The following is a 20,350-nucleotide window of genomic DNA, read 5'->3' as shown; positions in this document are numbered from 1 at the left end:
GCCGATGGTACTGCAGGGGGGACCCTGTGGGAGAGTAGGACGCCGCCGAACAAATATTGGGAAAGCCCCCGCACCTTTGGTGCGGGGGCTTTCTGCATTTCCGGGGCTTTCTGGGGTGGAGATGACAGAAGAAGAAGGGGGGTGCCCGTGGCGGGCACCCCCCTTCTTTTTTGCCGTGCCGGTCAGAGCCGGCCCGCTGCTTTCAGGGCGAGGTAGGCGTCAGCCAGGGCCGGGGCGAGTTCCTCGGGTGGGGCGTCGACGACGGTGACGCCGTGGCGGCGGAGTTGTTCCGCGACACGGTGGCGTTCCTCCTGCGTCTGGGCGGCGGAAGCGGCGTCGTAGACGGCTTCCGGGGTGCCGCGGCTCTTCGCCATCTCGGCGACGTACGGGTCGGAGACGGAGGCGACCAGCAGGGTGTGCTGCTGGGTGAGGCGGCCCAGTACGGGCAGCAGGCCTTCTTCCACGGCGGCCCGGTCCAGGCCCGTGAGGAGGACGATGAGGGCCCGTCGGGGTGCCGCCGAGAGGGCGGCGGTGGCCAGGCCCCGCGCATCGGTCTCCACCAGCTCGGGTTCCAGGTTGGCCATGGCCGTGACCACGGCGGCGAGCAGGTCGTCCGCCGAGGAGGAGTGGACGCGCGCGCGCACGCGGCGGTCGTAGGCGAGGAAGCCGACCCGGTCGCCGGCCTTGGTGGCCAGCGCGGCCAGGAGGAGGGCCGCGTCCATGGAGGAGTCCAGCCGGGGGGCGTCGCCGACGCGGCCCGCGGAGGTGCGTCCGGTGTCGAGGACGAGGTGGACGTGACGGTCACGTTCGGGGCGCCAGGTGCGGAGGGCCACGGTCTGGCGGCGTGCGGTGGCCCGCCAGTCGATGGAGCGGGTGTCGTCGCCGGGAACGTACTCGCGCAGGCTGTCGAACTCGGTGCCCTCCCCGCGGGTGAGGAGGCTGGTGCGGCCGTCGAGCTCGCGCAGGCGGGCCAGTTTCGACGGCAGGTGCTTGCGGCTGTGGAACGGCGGCAGTACCCGCACCGTCCACGGCACGTGGTGACTGCTCTGGCGGGTGAAGAGGCCCAGCGGCCCGTAGGAGCGGACCGTCACCCGGTCCGGGGTGCGGTCACCGCGGCGGGTGGGGCGCAGGCGGGTGGTGACCCGGCGGCGTTCCCCGGCGGGCACGTCGACGACGTGGCGGGACGCGGCGGACTCGGCGCCCGCAGGCCAGCTGCTGGGCGCCCAGGCGTCCCGGAGGCGGCCGCGGAGCGGGCGGCCGGACGGGTTGGTGACGGTGAGGGTGACCTCGGCGGTGTCGCCCAGGCGTACCGAGGTGTCGCCGGAGCGGCTGAGGCGCAGTCGCCGGACGGGGGCGGCCAGCGCGAAGTCGCAGGCGCAGGCCGCCGCCAGGGTGCCGTTCACGGCGAGGACGCCGGTCCAGCTGGGCTCCAGCAGACCGACCGGGAGCGAGCCGATGGCCGCCAGGAGAGCGGCCCGTCCGGTGAAGCCCATCAGCGCGGCACCGGGACCTGGGCGAGGACGGCGGTGATGACGGAGTCGGCGGTTACCCCCTCCATCTCGGCCTCCGGCCGCAGCTTGACCCGGTGGCGCAGGGTGGGCAGGGCCAGGGCCTTCACGTCGTCGGGGATGACGTAGTCGCGGCCGGTGAGCCAGGCCCAGGCGCGTGCGGTGGAGAGCAGGGCGGTCGCGCCGCGCGGGGAGACGCCGAGGGCCAGGGAGGGCGACTCGCGGGTGGCGCGGCAGATGTCGACGACGTAGGCGGCTATGTCGGGCGAGACGGTGGTCTTCGCGACGGTCGTGCGGGCGGCTTCCAGGTCGGCGGCGGTGGCCACCGGGTGGAGGCCGGCGGCGGACAGGTCGCGGGGGTCGAAGCCGGCGGCGTGCCGGGTGAGGACGGAGATCTCGTCCTGACGTGACGGCAGCGGCACCGTGAGCTTGAGGAGGAAGCGGTCGAGCTGGGCCTCCGGCAGCGGGTAGGTGCCCTCGTACTCGACGGGGTTCTGGGTCGCGGCGACCAGGAACGGTTCGGGCAGGGGGCGCGGGGTGCCGTCGACGGTGACCTGGCGTTCCTCCATGGCCTCCAGCAGGGAGGACTGGGTCTTTGGAGGGGTGCGGTTGATCTCGTCGGCGAGCAGCAGGTTGGTGAAGACCGGGCCCGGCTGGAAGGAGAACTCGGCGTTGCGGGTGTCGTAGACCAGCGAGCCGGTGACGTCGGCGGGCATCAGGTCGGGGGTGAACTGGACGCGCTTGGTGTCCAGGCGCAGGGAGGCCGCCAGGGAGCGGACCAGGAGGGTCTTGGCGACTCCGGGGACGCCCTCGAGGAGGACGTGGCCGCGGCAGAGCAGGGCGACGACCAGGCCGGTGACGGCCGGGTCCTGGCCGACGACGGCCTTGCCGATCTCTGCCCGCAGGCTCTCCAGGGCGGCCCGCGGGTCGCCGGAGGTCCCGGTGGTTCCGGCGTCGGGCTTCTGCGTCCAGGAGCCGGGGGTGATGTCAGCGGTCGGGTCCGTCATGGACGGCTTACCTCTCTTTCGAGGGCGTCGAGTCGGTCGGCGAGGGAGACGAGGGCCGCGTCGTCGCCGGGCGGCGGGCCGAAGAGGAGGTCCTGGACCGCGGCGGCCCGGACCGGGTCGCCGATGTGGGCGGTCACCGCGGGCAGCAGGGCCTCCGCGGTGTGGGCCCGGGCGGCGGGGACGCCGGTCAGCGGAGCCAGGCGCAGGCGGGTCGCCGTGCGCAGGGCCTCAGCCGCACGGTCGCGGGCCCTCGCCGCGTGGTAGAGGCGGGCGCGGCCCTCGGTCGTCTCGGAGGCGCGGACGACCACGGGGAGGCGTTCGGCGACCAGCGGGCCGAAGCGGCGTCCGCGCCAGAAGGCGGCGACGACGGCGGCGAGGAAGAGCTGCAGGGCGCCCCAGAGCCAGCCGGACGGCATCAGGTCGAACAGTCCCCGCTGTTCCTCGCCGGCCGCGGCCGAGGCGTCGGCGAGGGAGGGGATGTACCAGACGAGGTCGGGGTGGGCGCCGAGGACGTTCAGGGCGAGGGAGGCGTTGCCGTGCTCGTCGAGGCGGTCGTTGGTGAGGAAGACCGGTGAGCCGAGGACCAGCGTGTCGCCGCCGGGGCCGGTGGTGGTGTCGCCGGGGAGGCGGACCAGGGTGGGGAGGCCGTCGCTGAGGTAGCAGGCGTCGGCGTCCGGGGCGGTGACCTTGTAGCGGATGTCCGTGGTCTCGGCGGTCCCGGCCCGCTCGGCGGGCGGGAAGGAGCAGGACGGGGCCGCGGTCTCGTCGAAGGCGGGGGTGGGGTCGGCGGTGACCTGGGGCGCCAGGGTCTCGGTGGAGACGTCGGGGGCGACCAGCACCAGGCGGGCGCCGGAGCCGTCGACGGCCTCGCGCAGCCTGGTCTGCTGGCTCGGGGTGAGCAGGTCGGGCACGGCGACCAGGAGGGAGGTGTCCGGCCCGGCCGCGGCGGTGGCCTGGGCGAGGGTGGTGACGACCCGGGTGTCGACGCCGTGGCCGCGGAGTATCTCGGCGACGGCGCGGGCGCCGCTGGGGCGGGGCGAGCGGGGGTCGAGGGGGCCGTGGTCCGACGAGCGGGAGGCGGCCACCGCGATGCCGGCGACCAGGAGGACGACCAGGGCGAGCAGGATGCCGCGGCCGCGGGTCCACAGCTGGCGCGCGGTGGGCGCGGTGGAGGTGCTCACCGTCGAGACGCTCGCCGTGGAGGTGCCGCCGGCGGGGGTGCTGTCGGTGGCGGCCGTCGCGGCGGTGGTGGTGCCGGGGGTGGGGGTCATACGGCGGCTCCCGGGCTGGTCCAGTCGTCGGCGGCCGGTGCGGCGTCGTCGGTGAGCAGCGGTTTGGCCTTGCGCAGGTCCTCGTCGAGGCGGGTGGTGCGCCGGTAGGTGTCCTCCACGGCGGTGCGGCCGCCGTAGGTGACGTCGTCGAAGTCGTGGGCCGCGGTGCGCAGGCCCGCGGTGTGGGCGGGGAGGACCCGGCCGGCCTCGGCGGCCGCCTCGTCGGCGGTGCGGCCGGGGCGGGAGTCGAGGAGGGCGCGTTCCTCGAGGGCGCGGAAGAGGGCTCGGGTCCGTTCCTGGACGGCTCGGGACCAGTCGCCGCGGGCGGCGGCCTCCTCGGCGGCCCGCCGGTGTTCGGCGGCGCTGCGCGGGCCGTCGGCGAAGAGCGCCTCGTCCTGGGACGGTCGTGACCTGCGGGCCGGGAGACCGAAGCGGGCGACCAGCAGGCCCAGCACCAGCAGGACGCAGCTGAGGATGATCCACAGGCCCGTGTTGCCGCCGGGGGCCACGGAGGCCGCCCGGTCGAGGATGTCGGAGATGCCGTCCCAGATCCACTTCAGGGCGCGTGCCAGCAGCCCCGGGTCGTCCTGGTGGTAGACGCCCTTCGACAGTTCCCTCTCGGCCTCCTCCCGCGCGGGGTCGCGCGGGAGGGTGACCGGAGGTTCACCGTCGGCGGACGTGGTGTGCGCGGCCGCGAGGAACGCGGCCGGGATTCCCCCCGCCCAGCTCACCCCATCAGCTCCCCGTGCCCGGCGCGACGCCGGCGGAGCGGGCGAGCTCGAGGTCGAGGGCCTCGCGGCGGATGCGGCGGTCGATGTAGAGCAGCACGGCCACGCCCGCGCTGACGGGCAGGGTGATCGTCTGGGCGATCATGCCGCCGATGCCGACGAACAGGTAGTACATGGTGCCGTAGTCCGTCGGGTCGCTGCCGAAGAAGGCGCCGGCCGAGAGGCCGTCGAGGCTCAGGCCGAGGATCTCGAACGGGATGGCCAGGATGAAGGAGACGACGCCGGTGATGACGGCGGTGAGCAGCATGATGCCGAAGATCCGCCACCAGGAGTCCTTCACCAGGGCGGTGGAGCGGGCCATGGCCTGGCGGATGGGCTGCCGTTCGAGCATCAGGGCGGGCGGGGCCAGGCACCAGCGGAAGTTGAGCCAGGTGACCAGGGGCAGGGCGGCCAGCGAGCCGAGGAAGATCAGTCCGACGCCGCCGGCGGCGGAGCCGCCGAAGCCGACCAGGATGCCGGGGAGCAGGCAGACGGCGAGCACCGCGAGCAGGATCAGCGGGATCAGCGCGGTGAGACCGAGCATGCGCCAGATCTGGGGCCTGGCGTTCTCCCAGGCGTGCCGTACGGTCGCCGGCCGGCCGAGGACGGCCTGGCTGGTCACCGGGGTGAGCAGGGCGGTGGCCGCGGTGGTGCCGAGGAGGTTCACCAGGAGCAGCGCGCAGTAGGCGATGAGGGTCTGGCCCATCAGCGAGGCGATGTCGTCGCCGTCGAGCGTGGCCGGGTCCGCGGTGAGGGTGGTGCTGATCTCGTCGAGGAGGAAGAGGGTGGTCAGCAGGGACAGACCCTGGGTGACCACGGCGACGACGAGGGAGATGCCGAGGACCGGCCGCCAGTAGGTGCGCATGGTGGTGACCGCGCCGTCGAGGATCTCGCCGAGGCCCAGGGGGCGGAGCGGGATCACGCCGGGCTTGGGCGCGGGCGGGGGTCCCCAGGGTGCGCCGGGCGGGCCGTAGGAGCCGCCGCCGTACGGGCCGCCGCCGTAGGGTCCGCCCTGCGGGGGGACGCCGGGCTGCGGTGCGCCCTGGTACTGCCCGCCGGGGTACTGGCCGCCCTGCTGCTGACCGCCTGGGTACTGGCCGCCGCCCTGGTGCCGGCCGTCCTGGTGGGGGCCGCCGGGGGCGGGCTGGGGCGGGACGGCGGGCGGGGGCTGTTCCTTGGACCACTGGCCGCCCGGCCGGCCGCCGCTGGGGTCGTCGGCCGGAGACGATCCGGGCGAGGTCCAGCCCGGAGAGTCATTCATCGTCGCTCCTTCAGGGTGCTGCCCGCGGGTCACGGCGCAGGTCAGGTCATCGTGCCATGTGCACGGCGGAGCACGGGTGGGCCGGGGAGGACCGAGACGGGACCGAGACAGGACCGGTGCGTGGACGGGAAGGCCTTCTTGCCGGGCCGAAACCGGGGAAGACTGACGGCATGGCTGATCACGGCGCGCGACCCGACGACGGTGGACGGACCGACGGCATACCCATGATCCCGGCGCTGCGCTGGGAGGAACCTCCGGAGGGGCCGGTTCTGGTGCTCCTCGACCAGACCCGGCTGCCGGCCGAGGAGTCGGAGCTGGTCTGCACGGACGCGTCCGCGCTGGTCGGCGCGATCCGTTCGCTGGCCGTGCGGGGGGCGCCGCTGCTGGGGATCGCGGGGGCGTACGGGGTGGCGCTGGCCGCGGCCCGCGGGTTCGACGTGGAGCAGGCGGCGGCGGCGCTGGCGGGGGCGCGGCCCACCGCGGCGAACCTGGAGACGGGGGTGCGGCGGGCCAAGGAGGCGTACGACGCGGCTCTGGCGGCGGGCGGCGACGCGGCGGCGGCCGCACTGGGGGCGGCGCGGGCGCTGCACCGGGAGGACGCGGAGGCGTCGGCGGTGATGGCGGAGCGCGGGCTGGCGCTGCTGGACGAGTGGCGGCCGGGTGGCGGGCACCGGATCCTGACCCACTGCAACACCGGGGAGCTGGTGTCGGGCGGTGAGGGGACGGCCTTCGCGGTGGCGCTGGCCGCGCACCGGGTGGGGCGGCTGCGGCGGCTGTGGGTGGACGAGACCCGGCCGCTGCTGCAGGGGGCGCGGCTGACCGCCTGGGAGGCGGCGCGGCAGCGGATGGCGTACACGCTGCTCGCCGACGACGCGGCGGGTTCGCTGTTCGCGGCCGGGGAGGTGGACGCCGTGGTGGTGGGCGCGGACCGGATCGCGGCGGACGGGTCGGTCGCCAACAAGGTGGGGACGTACCCGCTGGCGGTGCTGGCGCGGTACCACCACGTGCCGTTCGTGGTGGTGGCGCCGTGGACGACGGTGGACGTGGGCACGCCGGACGGGGCGTCGATCGAGGTGGAGCAGCGGGCCGGCCGTGAGGTGACGGAGATCGGGGGCGCGGTGGTCGCGCCGCTCGGCACGCAGGCGTACAACCCGGCGTTCGACGTGACGCCGCCGGAGCTGGTGACCGCGCTGGTGACGGAGCGGGGGGTGCTGTCGCCGGTGACGGCGGAGGGGGTCGCCAGGCTGGAGGGCCGGGCGTAGGGTCCCGCGAGGCGCCCCGGTACACCGGGCGCGCACGGTCCCGGAGCCGCTCGCGGAGGGCGCGGGTGCCCGCTCCGGGGGACCGACACACGTGACCTCGCTCACCAAGCGTCCCGGTCACCGTTATCGGAATGGGATGATGTGGTTTATGAAGGGACGAGTCCTTGTCGTCGATGACGACACCGCACTGGCCGAGATGCTCGGAATCGTGCTGCGAGGGGAAGGCTTCGAGCCTGCGTTCGTGGCCGACGGCGACAAGGCGCTGGCCGCTTTCCGGGAGGCGAAGCCCGATCTGGTGCTGCTGGATCTGATGCTGCCCGGCCGGGACGGCATCGAGGTCTGCCGCCAGATCCGGGCCGAGTCGGGCGTGCCGATCGTGATGCTGACCGCGAAGAGCGACACCGTCGACGTGGTGGTGGGCCTGGAGTCCGGGGCCGACGACTACGTGGTCAAGCCGTTCAAGCCGAAGGAGCTGGTGGCCCGTATCCGGGCGCGGCTGCGGAGGTCGGAGGAGCCCGCTCCGGAGCAGCTGACCATCGGCGACCTGGTGATCGACGTGGCCGGGCATTCGGTCAAGCGGGACGGTCAGGCGATCGCGCTGACGCCGCTGGAGTTCGACCTGCTGGTGGCGCTGGCGCGCAAGCCGTGGCAGGTGTTCACCCGTGAGGTGCTGCTGGAGCAGGTGTGGGGGTACCGGCACGCCGCCGACACGCGCCTGGTCAACGTGCACGTGCAGCGGCTGCGGTCCAAGGTCGAGAAGGACCCGGAGCACCCGGAGATCGTGGTGACCGTGCGTGGTGTCGGCTACAAGGCCGGACCCAGCTGACATGCCGAAGGCTCTGCTCGCGGGCGGACTGCTCCAGGGCGGCGTCCAGGGCAGTCCGGTCCTGAGGCTCGTGCTGCGCTGGGTGCGGAGGCCGCTGCTTCCGGTCATACGGCTGTGGCGGCGCAACATCCAGCTGAAGGTCATCGTCACCACGCTGCTCATGTCGCTGGGCGTGGTGCTGGTCCTGGGTTTCGTGGTGATCGGGCAGGTCCGCAACGGCCTGCTGGAAGCCAAGGTGAACGCGGCGCAGAGCCAGGCCGTGGGCGGTTTCGCCGCGGCCAAGCAGCGTGCCGACGAGGTGGCCGGCCTGGCGTCCGGCGCCGGGGCGGCGGAGGCCGCGGGCGAGGGGGAGACGGTCTCCCCGAGCCCCATCGAGTGGAACAGCAACCTGGTCGACTCGCTGTCCAGCGGCGGTCAGGGCGCGTTCGACGTGGTCACGCTGCCGGTCGCCGACGCGTTCGCGAGTCCGCGGTCCTCCGGGACCGTCGACCCCGACGCCTCCATACCCAAGGGCCTGCGGGAGCGTCTGGAGAGCAGCCCGCAGGCCGCGCAGAGCTACACGCGGGTGGTCTACGAGGCGGGGGACTCCCAGCCCGCGCTGGTCATCGGCAAGCAGATCAACGACCCGGACGGCGAGCCGTACCAGCTGTACTTCCTCTTCCCGCTCACCCAGGAGGAGAAGTCGCTGAGCCTGGTGAAGGTCTCGCTGGCGACCGCCGGGGTGTTCGTGGTGGGACTGCTCGGCGCCATCGCCTGGCTGGTGGTGCGTCAGGTGGTCACGCCGGTGCGGATGGCCGCCGGGGTCGCCGAGCGGCTGTCGGCCGGGCGGCTGCAAGAGCGGATGAAGGTCACCGGCGAGGACGACATCGCGCGGCTCGGCGAGGCCTTCAACAAGATGGCGCAGAACCTCCAGCTGAAGATCCAGCAGCTCGAGGACCTGTCGCGGATGCAGCGGCGGTTCGTCTCCGACGTCTCGCACGAGCTGCGCACCCCGCTGACCACCGTGCGGATGGCGGCGGACGTCATCCACGAGGCGCGGGCGGACTTCGACCCGATGACCGCGCGGTCCGCGGAACTCCTCGCCGATCAGCTCGACCGGTTCGAGTCGTTGCTGGCTGACCTGCTGGAGATCAGCCGGTTCGACGCGGGCGCGGCCGCGCTGGAGGCGGAGCCGACCGACCTGCGGGACGTGGTGCGGCGTGTGGTGGGCGGCGCGGCGCCGCTCGCCGAACGCAAGGGCACCCGGATACGGGTGGTCGGGGACCGGCAGCCGGTCGTCGCCGAGGTCGACGCGCGGCGGGTGGAGCGGGTGCTGCGGAACCTGGTCGTCAACGCGGTGGAGCACGGCGAGGGCAAGGACGTGGTGGTGCGGCTGGCCGCGGCGGGCGGCGCGGTCGCCGTCGCGGTGCGCGACTACGGCGTGGGGCTGAAGCCGGGCGAGGCGACCCGGGTGTTCAGCCGGTTCTGGCGGGCCGACCCGGCGCGGGCCAGGACCACCGGAGGCACCGGTCTGGGCCTGTCGATAGCTCTGGAGGACGCCCGGCTGCACGGCGGCTGGCTGCAGGCCTGGGGCGAGCCCGGCGGCGGTTCGCAGTTCCGTCTGACGCTGCCGCGCACCGCGGACGAGCCGCTGCGGGGTTCGCCGATACCGCTGGAGCCGCGCGACTCGCGGCAGTCCCGCCGCGCCCGTGAGACGGCGCGGGCCCGGCAGGCCGTGGACGCGGCCGGTGCGGCGTCGGCGTCGGCCGGTGCCGGCGGCGGTGCGGGGGTGCCCGTCCAGCCGGCCGGGGACCGGCTGCCGCCGCGGGGGGCGTCCGTGGTGCGGCAGCACGGCCCGGTGGCCGATCCGGCCGCCCTGCCCGGCAGCAGCGCGCGGGTGGTGTCCCGCCCGTCGGTCCCCGTCCAGCCGACCGGGGACCGGCCGGTGGGCGGGAGGCCGGGCGACGGCGAGGCCGGAGGGGAGCCCGGTGCCGGTGCGGGAGGCGCTTCCGGAGGCGGGTTCGCCGGTGGCTCCGCCGGGGGCTCCGGCGGCTCCGCCGGGGGCTCCGGCGGCTCCGCCGGTGGCTCTTTCGGTGGCTCCGCAGGTGGACCGGCCGGTGGTTCCGCCGGGGCCTCCGCCGGCGGACCGGCCGGTGGCTTCTCCGGGGGCCGGGCGGACGGCGGTACGGACACGGCGGGACCGCGGAGGCCGCAGGCCCGGCCGGACTCGGCGGCGGAGCAGGAAGAGGCGACTCGTGGGGGCTGAGAACGTGGGGAAGGGCCGCCGTCGCGGGGGGCGGACCGCCGTGGCCGCGGCGTGCGGGGTGGTGCTGCTCGCCGGGTGCGCCTCGATGCCGGACGGCGGGCACCTGCAGGACGTGGAGTCCACGCCGCGGCAGGACACGCAGGTCCGTGTCTTTGCCGTGCCCCCGCGTCCGGGGGCCACGCCCGAGCAGATCGTGGAGGGCTTCCTGGAGGCGCTGACCAGCGACGACCGGCAGTACCAGACGGCGCGGAAGTACCTGACGCCGCGCACCGCCCGGACCTGGCGGCCGGAGCGGTCGATCACCGTCCTGGCCAACGGGCCGACCCCGCTGCCCGGTCTGCCCGGCCCGCGGGAGAACTCCGACGAGCTCAACTACACGCTGGCCGGCACCCGGGTGGCGCTCGTGGACTCCCAGCAGGCGTTCCGGCAGGCCGACGGCGAGTACCAGGAGGTCGTCACTCTCCGCCGGGACGCCGAGAGCCGGGAGTGGCGCATCGACCAGGTGCCCGGGGGCGTCGTCATGGGCCAGTCCGACTTCGCCCGCAACTACACCTCGGTCAACCGGTACTACTTCCCGGCTGGTACCGAGGGCGGAGGCGGCCGTCCCGCCGCCGTGGCCGATCCGGTGTACGTGCGCAAGGTGGACCCGCTGACCGGGATCGTGCGCTCGCTGCTGGCCGGGCCCACCGACTGGCTGGCGCCGGCCGTGCGCACCGCGTTTCCCGCCGGGACCGGGCTGAGGCAGGGCGTGCGCTCGCTGACGCCGGACGACGAGGGGCGGCTGACCGTCCCCCTCGACAAGGACGCCGGGCGGGCGTCCCACAGCGGCTGCGAGGAGATGGCGGCGCAGATGCTGCTGACCCTCCAGGACTACACCCCCACCGGCGTGAAGTCGCTGGAGCTGACGTCGGGCGGGCAGCGGCTGTGCGGGGTCGACGAGCAGCGCGCCGAGCTGTACGCGCCGTACGGCAGGACCCATCAGCCGGACTACCTGTACTTCGTCGACGGAAAGCACCGCCTGGTGCGTATCCCCGCCGAGTACCAGCCCGTGCCGGAGCTCAAGGCGGAGAAGGACGAACCGGCCGACGAGGACGCCGGGCCCGACGGGCCCGGCGGGGGCGAGGCCGGCGACGGCCAGGACGCCGGAGCCTCCGCCTCGCCCGACGAGGACGACGCCGCCGCCGAGGACGCCGCGCGGGCCGAGGCGGCGGGCGTCGAACCGGTGCCGGGGGCGTTGGGCGAGGGGAAGACGCCGCTGCGGTCGGTGGCCGTCTCCCGCAACGAGCACAACGCCGCCGGGGTCCACCTGGACGGCAGCCGGCTGTACGTCGGACCGCTGACGGCGGACGGTGAAGGCGTCGGCGAAGGCGTCGGCGAGCCCGTGCTGAAGAGCGCGGGCGCGTCGGAGAGCGACCGGCTGACGGCGCCGAGCTGGGACGCGCGCGGTGACCTTTGGATCGCCGACCGCGACCCGGACGCGCCGCGGCTGCTGATGCTGCCGGGCGGGAAGGGCAAGCCCGTGGAGGTGGGGGTCCCGCAGCTCGACGGCCGGATCGAGGAGGTCCGGGTGGCCGGCGACGGCGTGCGGATCGCGCTGGTCGTCGCCAAGGGGAACAAGCGGTCGTTGTGGGTCGGGCGTATCGAGCGCGGCGGCACCCAGGACCGGCCGGTCGTGTCGGTGCTCGACCCGCGTGCCGTCGCGCCCCGCTTCCAGGACGTCACCGCCATGTCCTGGGCGGGCGCCGGCCGGCTGGTCGTCGCCGGACGCGAACAGGGCGGCGTGCAGCAGATGCGGTACGTGCGCGTCGACGGTTCGGCGGTCGTCGGTATGGCGCCGGCCGCGCTCTCCGGCGTGCGGGAGATCGCCGCGTCGGAGGACGAGGAGTCGCCGCTGACGGTGTACTCCGGGACCGACGGGCTGGTCCGGTTGCCGTCCGGGGCGCAGTGGAAGCAGATCGTCACCAAGGCCATGAGTCCGGTATATCCCGGCTGAGCGACGGGGCCGGAAGTTGTCCACAGGGGTGCGGGCGCGGGGTCGTCCTCACCCCTCCGGTTGTCCACAGGCCGGTTGTCCACAGGCCTGTTCGGAGACCGGTGTCCGGGCGCACAGTGGCGGCATGAGGGACTGGTGGCGAGCACTCGCCGAACTGATGCTGCCCGGCGAGTGCGCGGGCTGCGGGGCGCCGCGCACGGCGCTCTGCGAGGAGTGCCGACGGGCCGTGTGCCGCGGATCGCCCCGGCCGGTGCGGCCGGGCGGCGCCCCGGACGGTCTGCCGCCGGTGTGGGCCGCGGTGCCGTACGCCGACGCGGTGCGGTCGGTGCTGCTCGCGCACAAGGAGCGCGGGGCGCTGCCGTTGGCGGCCCCGCTGGGTGAGGCGCTGGCCGCGGCGGTGCGGGCCGCCCTCGCCGGGGCCGATGCGGGGGCCGGGGTGGGCATGGGCGCCGGGGGTGTCGCCGCCCGGGACGGGCCGGTGGTGCTGGTGCCGGTGCCGTCGGCGCGGCGTGCGGTGCGGCGGCGGGGGCACGATCCGGCGCGGCGGATCGCCCTCGCGGCGGCGGCCGCCCTGCGCGGTACGGGGACGCCCGCGCGGACCGCGGCGGTGCTGCGGCAGCGGCGGGCGGTGGCCGACCAGACGGGGCTGTCCGCCGCGGCGCGGCTGGCCAATCTGGGCGGCGCCCTCGAACTCAGACCCGGCGGGGCGGAACTGCTGCCCCCGAGCGGGCGCCTGCTGGTGGTCGACGACGTGACGACCACCGGTGCCTCGGTCGCCGAGGCGGCGCGCGTCCTGCGGACGGCCGCCGAAACGAAAGGAACACCCGTTCCCTTTGCCGCGGCGGTTGTCGCCGGGTCACCACCTTTCTTCGTCTGAAACCGGAATCGAATGAATTTCTCCGCATGCACGCCATTGGTTGAAGCACCAACGGAACACGGGGTGACCAGCGGATACGACAGGGTTAATTCGTCGGAACGGAGGTATGTGGCGGTAACGGGTGACGACATCAGGCCGGGCGAGATATGTTCGGTAGTGAGGGAAAAGGCGCAGGCCATGCCCCTCCTGTCGCAGTGCCGAGCCGCGGGAATCGAGTCCCGTCCCGGGTGACCCGGGATGGTCGACGCGCCTGCGGGGGAGGAGGAGGTGGAGTCACCGAGTCCGAGGTTCCGGTGACGATCCGGAACCTGGTGCGAATGGGAGATGTTCCGCCGGTGAGGCGGGCGATCCGGGAACGGAGTTCTGCGTGGACATCGTCGTCAAGGGCCGCAAGACCGAGGTGCCCGAGCGGTTCCGTAAGCACGTGGCCGAGAAGCTGAACCTGGAGAAGATCCAGAAGCTCGACGGCAAGGTGATGAGCCTCGACGTCGAGGTGTCCAAGGAGCACAACCCGCGTCAGGCGGACCGCAAGGACCGTGTGGAGATCACCCTCCGCTCCCGCGGGCCGGTCATCCGGGCGGAGGCGTCGGCCAGCGACCCCTACGCCGCTCTGGACCTGGCGGCGGAGAAGCTGGGGGCCCGGCTGCGCAAGGAGCACGACAAGCGGTACACGCGGCGCGGAGTGGGCCGGGTCTCGGCGGCCGAGGTGGCCAGCCACGTGCCGGACGCCGCGACCCTCGACCCCACCGGTGCGGTGGTGCCGTCCACCGAGGAGTCGGAGGCGGTGCCCACCAAGCGCATCGGCCCGCTGGAGGTCCAGGGCGAGGGCCCGCTGGTGGTGCGCGAGAAGACCCACATGGCCGCTCCGATGAGCCTCGACCAGGCGCTCTACGAGATGGAGCTGGTCGGCCACGACTTCTACCTCTTCGTCGACTCCGAGACCAAGGAACCCAGTGTCGTCTACCGGCGGCACGCCTACGACTACGGCGTGATCCACCTCCGCACCGACCCGATGCTCGGGGGCGGCGAGCCCTCCCCCGACGCGGGCGGGACGCTCGGCGGCTGACCGGCCGGCGGTGCCCGGTGTGCCCCTGGGGCGCGTGCGACGCGCCCTCAGGGGCACCGGTGTGCGCCCCCGTGCGACGGGCGCGGCGGTGCGACCGGACCGTCCGCCGGTCCGGGCATGGAATCATGGCCACACGGCCCAACGGGCTGTTCACCGCCGCAGATTGACGCGGCGGCGGGACGGACAGGCCTCAGCCTCATGGGGGAGGAACGATGGTGGACACCTTCGGACCGATGCGGGACGGGGGCGCCGGCGACAGCACGCCCGGCGGCGAACCGGCCGCGGAGGGAGGGCGTGCGGAGCCCATCCGGGTCCTGGTGGTGGACGACCACGCGCTCTTCCGGCGCGGCCTGGAGATCGTGCTCGCGGCCGAGGAGGACATCCAGGTCGTGGGCGAAGCCGGGGACGGCGCGGAGGCCGTCGACAAGGCCGCCGACCTGCTGCCCGACATCGTCCTGATGGACGTCCGCATGCCGCGCCGCGGCGGGATCGAGGCCTGCACCTCCATCAAGGAGGTCGCCCCCAGCGCCAAGATCATCATGCTGACGATAAGCGACGAGGAGGCCGACCTCTACGAGGCGATCAAGGCCGGCGCCACGGGCTACCTGCTCAAGGAGATCTCCACCGACGAGGTGGCCACCGCCATCCGCGCGGTCGCCGACGGGCAGTCCCAGATCAGCCCGTCGATGGCCTCGAAGCTGCTCACCGAGTTCAAGTCGATGATCCAGCGCACCGACGAGCGGCGGCTGGTGCCGGCGCCCCGGCTCACCGACCGGGAGCTGGAGGTCCTCAAGCTGGTCGCCACGGGGATGAACAACCGGGACATCGCCAAGGAGCTGTTCATCTCCGAGAACACGGTCAAGAACCACGTGCGGAACATCCTGGAGAAGCTGCAGCTGCACTCCCGGATGGAGGCCGTGGTGTACGCGATGCGGGAGAAGATCCTCGAGATCCGCTGACCCCCCGGGGTGAAGGTGCCGCCGAGGGGGCCGTGGACGGCTTCGGGGTTCGGCCCGGTCAGGCCGTGAGCGCGGCGAGTTCGGCGACCAGGGGGTCGCGGAGTTCCGGCGCGTCCACGCGTTCCACGCGGACGTCGGCGCAGTCCACCCAGCTCGCCGCCTCGACCAGGGCGCGGGCCACGTCCGGGACCGCGCGGCGGTCGGCCAGGGTCACCTGCCGCGCCACCAGCGTGCGGCCGGCCCGCGCCGGGTCCACCCGGCCCACCAGCCGCCCGCCCGCCAGCACCGGCATCGCGAAGTAGCCGTACACCCGCCGGGCCTTGGGCACGTAGGCCTCCAGCCGGTGGGTGAAGCCGAAGATCCGCTCCGTGCGCGGCCGTTCCCAGATCAACGAGTCGAACGGGGAGAGCAGCGTGGTGCGGTGGCGGCCGCGCGGCGCGGTCGCCAGGGCCGCCGGGTCGGCCCAGGCCGGGCGGCCCCAGCCCTCGACCTCGACCGGGACCAGACCCGAGTCGGCGAGTACCGCGTCGACCTGGTCGGCCCTCAGGCGGTGGTAGTCGGCGATGTCGGAGCGCGTGCCGACGCCCAGCGCCTGCCCGGCCTGAACGACCAGGCGGCGCACGCACTCGGTGTCGTCCACGTCGTCGTGGAGGAGGTCGCCGGGGATCGCGCGTTCGGCGAGGTCGTAGACCCGCTTCCAGCCGCGGCGCTCGACGCAGACCACCTCGCCGTACATCAGCGCGCGCTCCACCGCCACCTTGGAGGCGGACCAGTCCCACCACTCGCCGGTGCGCTTGGCGCCGCCGAGTTCGGTGGCGGTCAGCGGGCCCTCCGCGCGGAGCTGCTTGATCACCTGCTCGTAGGAGCCCTCGGGGAGGTCGTGGTTCCACTGCGGGCGGGCGCGGTAGGCGCGGCGGCGGAAGGCGAAGTGCGGCCACTCCTCCAGGGGAAGGATGCAGGCGGCGTGCGACCAGTACTCGAACGAGTGGGGACGGCCGTCGCGGTCCCTGTTCCAGTACGCCGCCTCCACGGCCCCCCGGCCGACGGCGCCCAGGCGGGCGTAGGGGACGAGTTCGTGGGAGCGGGCCAGGACGGAGATGGTGTCCAACTGGACCGCGCCCAGGTGCCGGAGCGTGCCGCGCACGCCGGAGCGTCGGTCGGGGGCGCCGAGCAGGCCCTGGGCGCGGAGGGCGATGCGGCGGGCCTCGTCGGCGGAGAGGGTGACGGTGGGGTGCGGACCGGTCATGGGGCGCCACGATAGAGGGTGACGCCGACAGCGGGGGGCGCCTTGGAGCGACTGCCGCGAGCGGAGCACCCCCACCGTGCCGCGCCCTGCGCCCCTGCCGTGCTGCGCCCCGCGCCTCCGGCGCGCACGCGCCCTGCGCCTGCCCCGCACCTCCGCGGGGCCTCGCCCGCCTGCTCCGCGTCCGGCGCCCCCGCCGTGCTGCGCCCCTGCCGTGCTGCGCCCCGCGTCCCCGCCGAGCCGTGCCCCGAGTGCGTCCCGCGGCGTCAGTGCCCGGTGTCCTGCGGCAGCAGGGAGGCGATCCAGGCGTCGTGGCGTGTGCCGCCGCTGACGAGCGCCTGGCGCAGCACGCCCTCCTGGACGAACCCGCAGCGTTCCGCGACCGCGCGGGAGGCGGTGTTGCCGACCCCGGCGCGCCACTCGACGCGGGCGGCGCCCAGGTCGGTGAAGGCCCACCGGCACAACGCGCGGGTGGCCTCGGTGACGTGACCGTGGCCGCGGTGTTCCCTCACGGCCCAGAAGCCGATCTCCACGGTGTCCTGGCCCCGCACCTTCAGGCCGAGCATCGCGACGAACGGCCCCTCCCGGCGCTCCGGTCCGCCCTCCGCGGTCTCCTCGGTGAGGAAGGCGCCGAAGACGTACTCGGTGTCGGCGGCCCAGGCCTCGGTCACGTATCCCCCGACGAAGGTGCGGGCGTGCTCCGGCAGGTAGGGCGAGGGGACGGCGGTCCAGCGCCGGATGTCGGGGTCCTGGCAGGCGGCGAGGACGGCGTGGGCGTCCCCCGGGGCCGGCGGGCGCAGGATCAGACGTTCGGTGGTGAGGATGACGGGTTCCATCCGCCCGAGGATGCGGGACGGGCGGGCGGGTGGCCAGAGCTTTTTCGCCATCGGTGACGCCCTCGGTGACATCCGTGCCGCGGACGGCGTTTTCCGGCAATTCGGTCGGCCGTCGCGGCACTATCGGCCACTCCCGCACGTTGTGTCCTGTGGGAAGCAGCTCGCGGCGGTCCCGTGCCGCGAGGTTCTCCGTTCCACGAGGGCGAGGCCAGACCTCCCGGCGTGGCGGGGTCCTCGCATACGATGGCCGTTGCTCACCAGTATCAGTAGGCCAGTACCAGCAAGCGACCGTCCCAGGCCCGACCGGCAAGGAGACCAGCCCCCGTGTCCGTCCTCTCGAAGATCATGCGTGCAGGCGAAGGCAAGATCCTGCGCAAACTGCACCGCATTGCGGACCAGGTCAACTCCATCGAAGAGGACTTCGTCAACCTCTCCGACGCCGAGCTGCGGGCCCTCACCGACGAGTACCGCCAGCGGTACCAGGACGGCGAGAGCCTGGACGACCTGCTCCCCGAGGCGTTCGCCACCGTCCGCGAGGCCGCCAAGCGCGTCCTCGGCCAGCGGCACTACGACGTGCAGCTCATGGGTGGCGCGGCCCTCCACCTCGGCTACGTCGCCGAGATGAAGACCGGTGAGGGCAAGACCCTCGTCGGTACCCTCCCCGCCTACCTCAACGCGCTCTCCGGCAAGGGCGTCCACCTGATCACGGTGAACGACTACCTCGCCGAGCGCGACTCCGAGATGATGGGCCGGGTCCACAAGTTCCTGGGCCTCGAGGTGGGTTGCATCCTGGCGAACATGACGCCGGCCCAGCGCCGCGCGCAGTACGCCTGCGACATCACCTACGGCACCAACAACGAGTTCGGCTTCGACTACCTGCGCGACAACATGGCGTGGTCGAAGGACGAACTGGTGCAGCGCGGCCACAACTTCGCCATCGTCGACGAGGTCGACTCGATCCTGGTCGACGAGGCCCGTACCCCGCTGATCATCTCCGGCCCGGCGGACCAGGCGACCAAGTGGTACGCCGACTTCGCCAAGCTGGTCACCCGCCTCAAGCGCGGTGAGCCCGGCAACCCGCTGAAGGGCGTCTCCGAGACCGGCGACTACGACGTCGACGAGAAGAAGCGCACGGTCGCGATCCACGAGTCCGGCGTCGCCAAGGTCGAGGACTGGCTGGGCATCGACAACCTCTACGAGTCGGTGAACACCCCGCTGGTCGGCTACCTGAACAACGCCATCAAGGCCAAGGAGCTCTTCAAGAAGGACAAGGACTACGTCGTCATCGACGGCGAAGTCATGATCGTCGACGAGCACACCGGCCGTATCCTCGCCGGCCGCCGCTACAACGAGGGCATGCACCAGGCGATCGAGGCGAAGGAAGGGGTGCCGATCAAGGACGAGAACCAGACCCTCGCCACGATCACGCTCCAGAACTTCTTCCGCCTCTACGACAAGCTCTCCGGCATGACCGGTACGGCCATGACCGAGGCCGCCGAGTTCCACCAGATCTACAAGCTCGGCGTGGTGCCGATCCCGACCAACCGGCCGATGGTCCGCAAGGACCAGTCCGACCTCATCTACCGCACCGAGGTCGCCAAGTTCGACGCGGTGGTCGACGACATCGCCGAGAAGCACGCCAAGGGTCAGCCGATCCTGGTCGGTACGACCTCGGTGGAGAAGTCCGAGTACCTGTCGCAGCAGCTCTCCAAGCGCGGCGTCCAGCACGAGGTGCTGAACGCCAAGCACCACGAGCGCGAGGCGGTGATCGTCGCGCAGGCCGGTCGCAAGGGCGCCGTCACGGTCGCCACCAACATGGCCGGCCGTGGTACCGACATCAAGCTCGGCGGCAACCCCGAGGACCTCGCCGAGGCCGAGCTGCGGCAGCAGGGCCTCGACCCCGAGGAGCACATCGAGGAGTGGGCCGCCGCCCTCCCGGCCGCCATGGAGCGCGCCGAGGCCGCGGTCAAGGCGGAGAAGGAGGAGGTGGAGCGCCTCGGCGGCCTCTACGTCCTCGGCACCGAGCGGCACGAGTCGCGGCGTATCGACAACCAGCTCCGCGGTCGTTCCGGCCGTCAGGGCGACCCGGGCGAGTCCCGTTTCTACCTGTCGCTGGGCGACGACCTGATGCGGCTGTTCAAGGCGCAGATGGTCGAGCGCGTGATGTCCATGGCGAACGTGCCGGACGACGTGCCGATCGAGAACAAGATGGTCACCCGCGCCATCGCCTCCGCGCAGTCCCAGGTCGAGCAGCAGAACTTCGAGGCGCGCAAGAACGTCCTCAAGTACGACGAGGTGCTCAACCGGCAGCGTGAGGTCATCTACGGCGAGCGCCGCCGTGTCCTGGAGGGCGAGGACCTGCGCGAGCAGATCCACCACTTCATGGACGACACCATCGACGCGTACGTCGCCGCGGAGACCGCCGAGGGCTTCCCGGAGGACTGGGACCTGGACCGCCTGTGGGGCGCGTTCCGCCAGCTGTACCCGGTGAAGGTCACCGTCGAGGAGCTGGAGGAGGCGGCCGGCGAGCGGGCCGGCCTGACCGCCGACTTCATCTCCGAGTCCGTCAAGGACGACATCCACGAGCAGTACGAGGCGCGTGAGACGCAGCTCGGCTCCGAGATCATGCGTGAGCTGGAGCGCCGGGTCGTGCTGTCGGTCCTGGACCGCAAGTGGCGCGAGCACCTCTACGAGATGGACTACCTCCAGGAGGGCATCGGCCTGCGGGCGATGGCCCAGAAGGACCCGCTGGTCGAGTACCAGCGCGAGGGCTTCGACATGTTCACCGCCATGATGGAGGGCATCAAGGAGGAGTCCGTCGGCTACCTGTTCAACCTGGAGGTCCAGGTCGAGCAGCAGGTCGAGGAGGTCCCGGTCTCCGACGCCGCGCCGTCGCTGTCCAAGGGCGACGCGGTTCCGGCGGGCGCCCGCCCGGAGATCCGCGCCAAGGGCCTGGAGGCGCCGCAGCGGCCGGACCGGCTGCACTTCTCGGCGCCGACGGTCGACGGCGAGGGCGGGGTCGTCGAGGGCGACTTCACCAGCGACGGCGAGCCGGTGCGGTCCGCCGCGGACGGTCTGACCCGCGCCGAGCGGCGCAAGCAGGCGAAGGCCTCGGGGCGTCGCCGCAAGAAGTGACGGCCGCCGGCCGGTGACGGGCGGGAGGTGACCGCAGGGGCCGGACGCGCGCAGCGTCCGGCCCCTGCGGCGTCCGTGGCCCCGGTGTCCGTTC

At 73.5% G+C, this 20,350-nt stretch carries 15 protein-coding genes; 8 read left to right on the top strand and 7 right to left on the bottom strand.

What is annotated here, in order from left to right:
- Positions 1 to 182: 182 nt before the first annotated feature.
- The 5 genes from ACWD3O_RS31965 to ACWD3O_RS31945 are packed head-to-tail and all read right to left on the bottom strand — an operon-like array spanning position 183 to position 5,814.
- Positions 183 to 1,493 (bottom strand): DUF58 domain-containing protein, encoded by a 1,311-nt coding sequence (locus tag ACWD3O_RS31965; RefSeq protein WP_451418282.1) that lies wholly within the window; start codon positions 1,491 to 1,493, stop codon positions 183 to 185.
- Entirely contained in the window at positions 1,493 to 2,515 is a 1,023-nt protein-coding gene (locus tag ACWD3O_RS31960; RefSeq protein WP_451418281.1) for an AAA family ATPase, read from the bottom strand. The genes ACWD3O_RS31965 and ACWD3O_RS31960 overlap by 1 nt, the downstream gene beginning before the upstream one ends.
- Positions 2,512 to 3,786, bottom strand: a complete 1,275-nt coding sequence (locus ACWD3O_RS31955; RefSeq protein ID WP_451418280.1) for a DUF4350 domain-containing protein — start codon at positions 3,784 to 3,786, stop codon at positions 2,512 to 2,514. Before ACWD3O_RS31955 ends, ACWD3O_RS31960 begins: the two co-directional genes overlap by 4 nt.
- A complete protein-coding gene (locus ACWD3O_RS31950; protein ID WP_451418279.1) occupies positions 3,783 to 4,517 on the bottom strand; it encodes a DUF4129 domain-containing protein in 735 nt (244 codons plus the stop codon). The genes ACWD3O_RS31955 and ACWD3O_RS31950 overlap by 4 nt, the downstream gene beginning before the upstream one ends.
- A 4-nt stretch (positions 4,518 to 4,521) precedes the next feature.
- Positions 4,522 to 5,814, bottom strand: a complete 1,293-nt coding sequence (locus tag ACWD3O_RS31945; RefSeq protein WP_451418278.1) for a glycerophosphoryl diester phosphodiesterase membrane domain-containing protein — start codon at positions 5,812 to 5,814, stop codon at positions 4,522 to 4,524.
- Positions 5,815 to 5,984: 170 nt separating this feature from the next.
- Between ACWD3O_RS31945 and mtnA the strand changes: the two genes are divergently transcribed.
- The 7 genes from mtnA to ACWD3O_RS31910 all read left to right on the top strand — a co-directional run bounded on the left by mtnA (position 5,985) and on the right by ACWD3O_RS31910 (position 15,042).
- Positions 5,985 to 7,076: an S-methyl-5-thioribose-1-phosphate isomerase gene (gene mtnA / locus ACWD3O_RS31940; protein ID WP_451413713.1), complete on the top strand. Its 1,092-nt coding sequence runs from the start codon at positions 5,985 to 5,987 to the stop codon at positions 7,074 to 7,076.
- A 136-nt stretch (positions 7,077 to 7,212) separates the two neighbouring features.
- Complete coding sequence (gene mtrA / locus ACWD3O_RS31935; RefSeq protein ID WP_277350888.1) at positions 7,213 to 7,902, top strand: two-component system response regulator MtrA; 690 nt, start codon at positions 7,213 to 7,215, stop codon at positions 7,900 to 7,902.
- Position 7,903: 1 nt separating this feature from the next.
- On the top strand, positions 7,904 to 10,147 hold the full coding sequence (mtrB, locus tag ACWD3O_RS31930) for an MtrAB system histidine kinase MtrB (RefSeq protein ID WP_451418277.1): 2,244 nt from the start codon (positions 7,904 to 7,906) through the stop codon (positions 10,145 to 10,147).
- Positions 10,137 to 12,140: an LpqB family beta-propeller domain-containing protein gene (locus tag ACWD3O_RS31925; protein WP_451418276.1), complete on the top strand. Its 2,004-nt coding sequence runs from the start codon at positions 10,137 to 10,139 to the stop codon at positions 12,138 to 12,140. The genes mtrB and ACWD3O_RS31925 overlap by 11 nt, the downstream gene beginning before the upstream one ends.
- A gap of 124 nt (positions 12,141 to 12,264) precedes the next feature.
- A complete protein-coding gene (locus ACWD3O_RS31920; RefSeq protein ID WP_451418275.1) occupies positions 12,265 to 13,017 on the top strand; it encodes a ComF family protein in 753 nt (250 codons plus the stop codon).
- A gap of 367 nt (positions 13,018 to 13,384) precedes the next feature.
- Positions 13,385 to 14,083, top strand: coding sequence for a ribosome hibernation-promoting factor, HPF/YfiA family (hpf, locus tag ACWD3O_RS31915; protein ID WP_451418274.1), 699 nt, complete (start codon positions 13,385 to 13,387; stop codon positions 14,081 to 14,083).
- Positions 14,084 to 14,295: 212 nt separating this feature from the next.
- Positions 14,296 to 15,042, top strand: coding sequence for a response regulator (locus ACWD3O_RS31910; RefSeq protein ID WP_451413718.1), 747 nt, complete (start codon positions 14,296 to 14,298; stop codon positions 15,040 to 15,042).
- 58 nt (positions 15,043 to 15,100) lie between these two features.
- On the opposite strand, the gene ACWD3O_RS31905 is transcribed toward ACWD3O_RS31910, so the two are convergent.
- Complete coding sequence (locus tag ACWD3O_RS31905; protein ID WP_451418273.1) at positions 15,101 to 16,288, bottom strand: winged helix-turn-helix domain-containing protein; 1,188 nt, start codon at positions 16,286 to 16,288, stop codon at positions 15,101 to 15,103.
- Between the two features lie 263 nt (positions 16,289 to 16,551).
- A complete protein-coding gene (locus tag ACWD3O_RS31900) occupies positions 16,552 to 17,121 on the bottom strand; it encodes a GNAT family N-acetyltransferase (protein ID WP_451418272.1) in 570 nt (189 codons plus the stop codon).
- Between the two features lie 324 nt (positions 17,122 to 17,445).
- Between ACWD3O_RS31900 and secA the strand changes: the two genes are divergently transcribed.
- A complete protein-coding gene (secA, locus tag ACWD3O_RS31895) occupies positions 17,446 to 20,256 on the top strand; it encodes a preprotein translocase subunit SecA (protein WP_451413721.1) in 2,811 nt (936 codons plus the stop codon).
- The last annotated feature ends 94 nt before the right edge of the window (positions 20,257 to 20,350 follow it).

The sequence above is a fragment of the Streptomyces sp. NPDC002640 genome, from assembly GCF_053592575.1.
The sequence above is the reverse complement of the archived record's forward strand: the minus strand, read 5'-3'. Positions and strand labels throughout refer to the sequence as shown.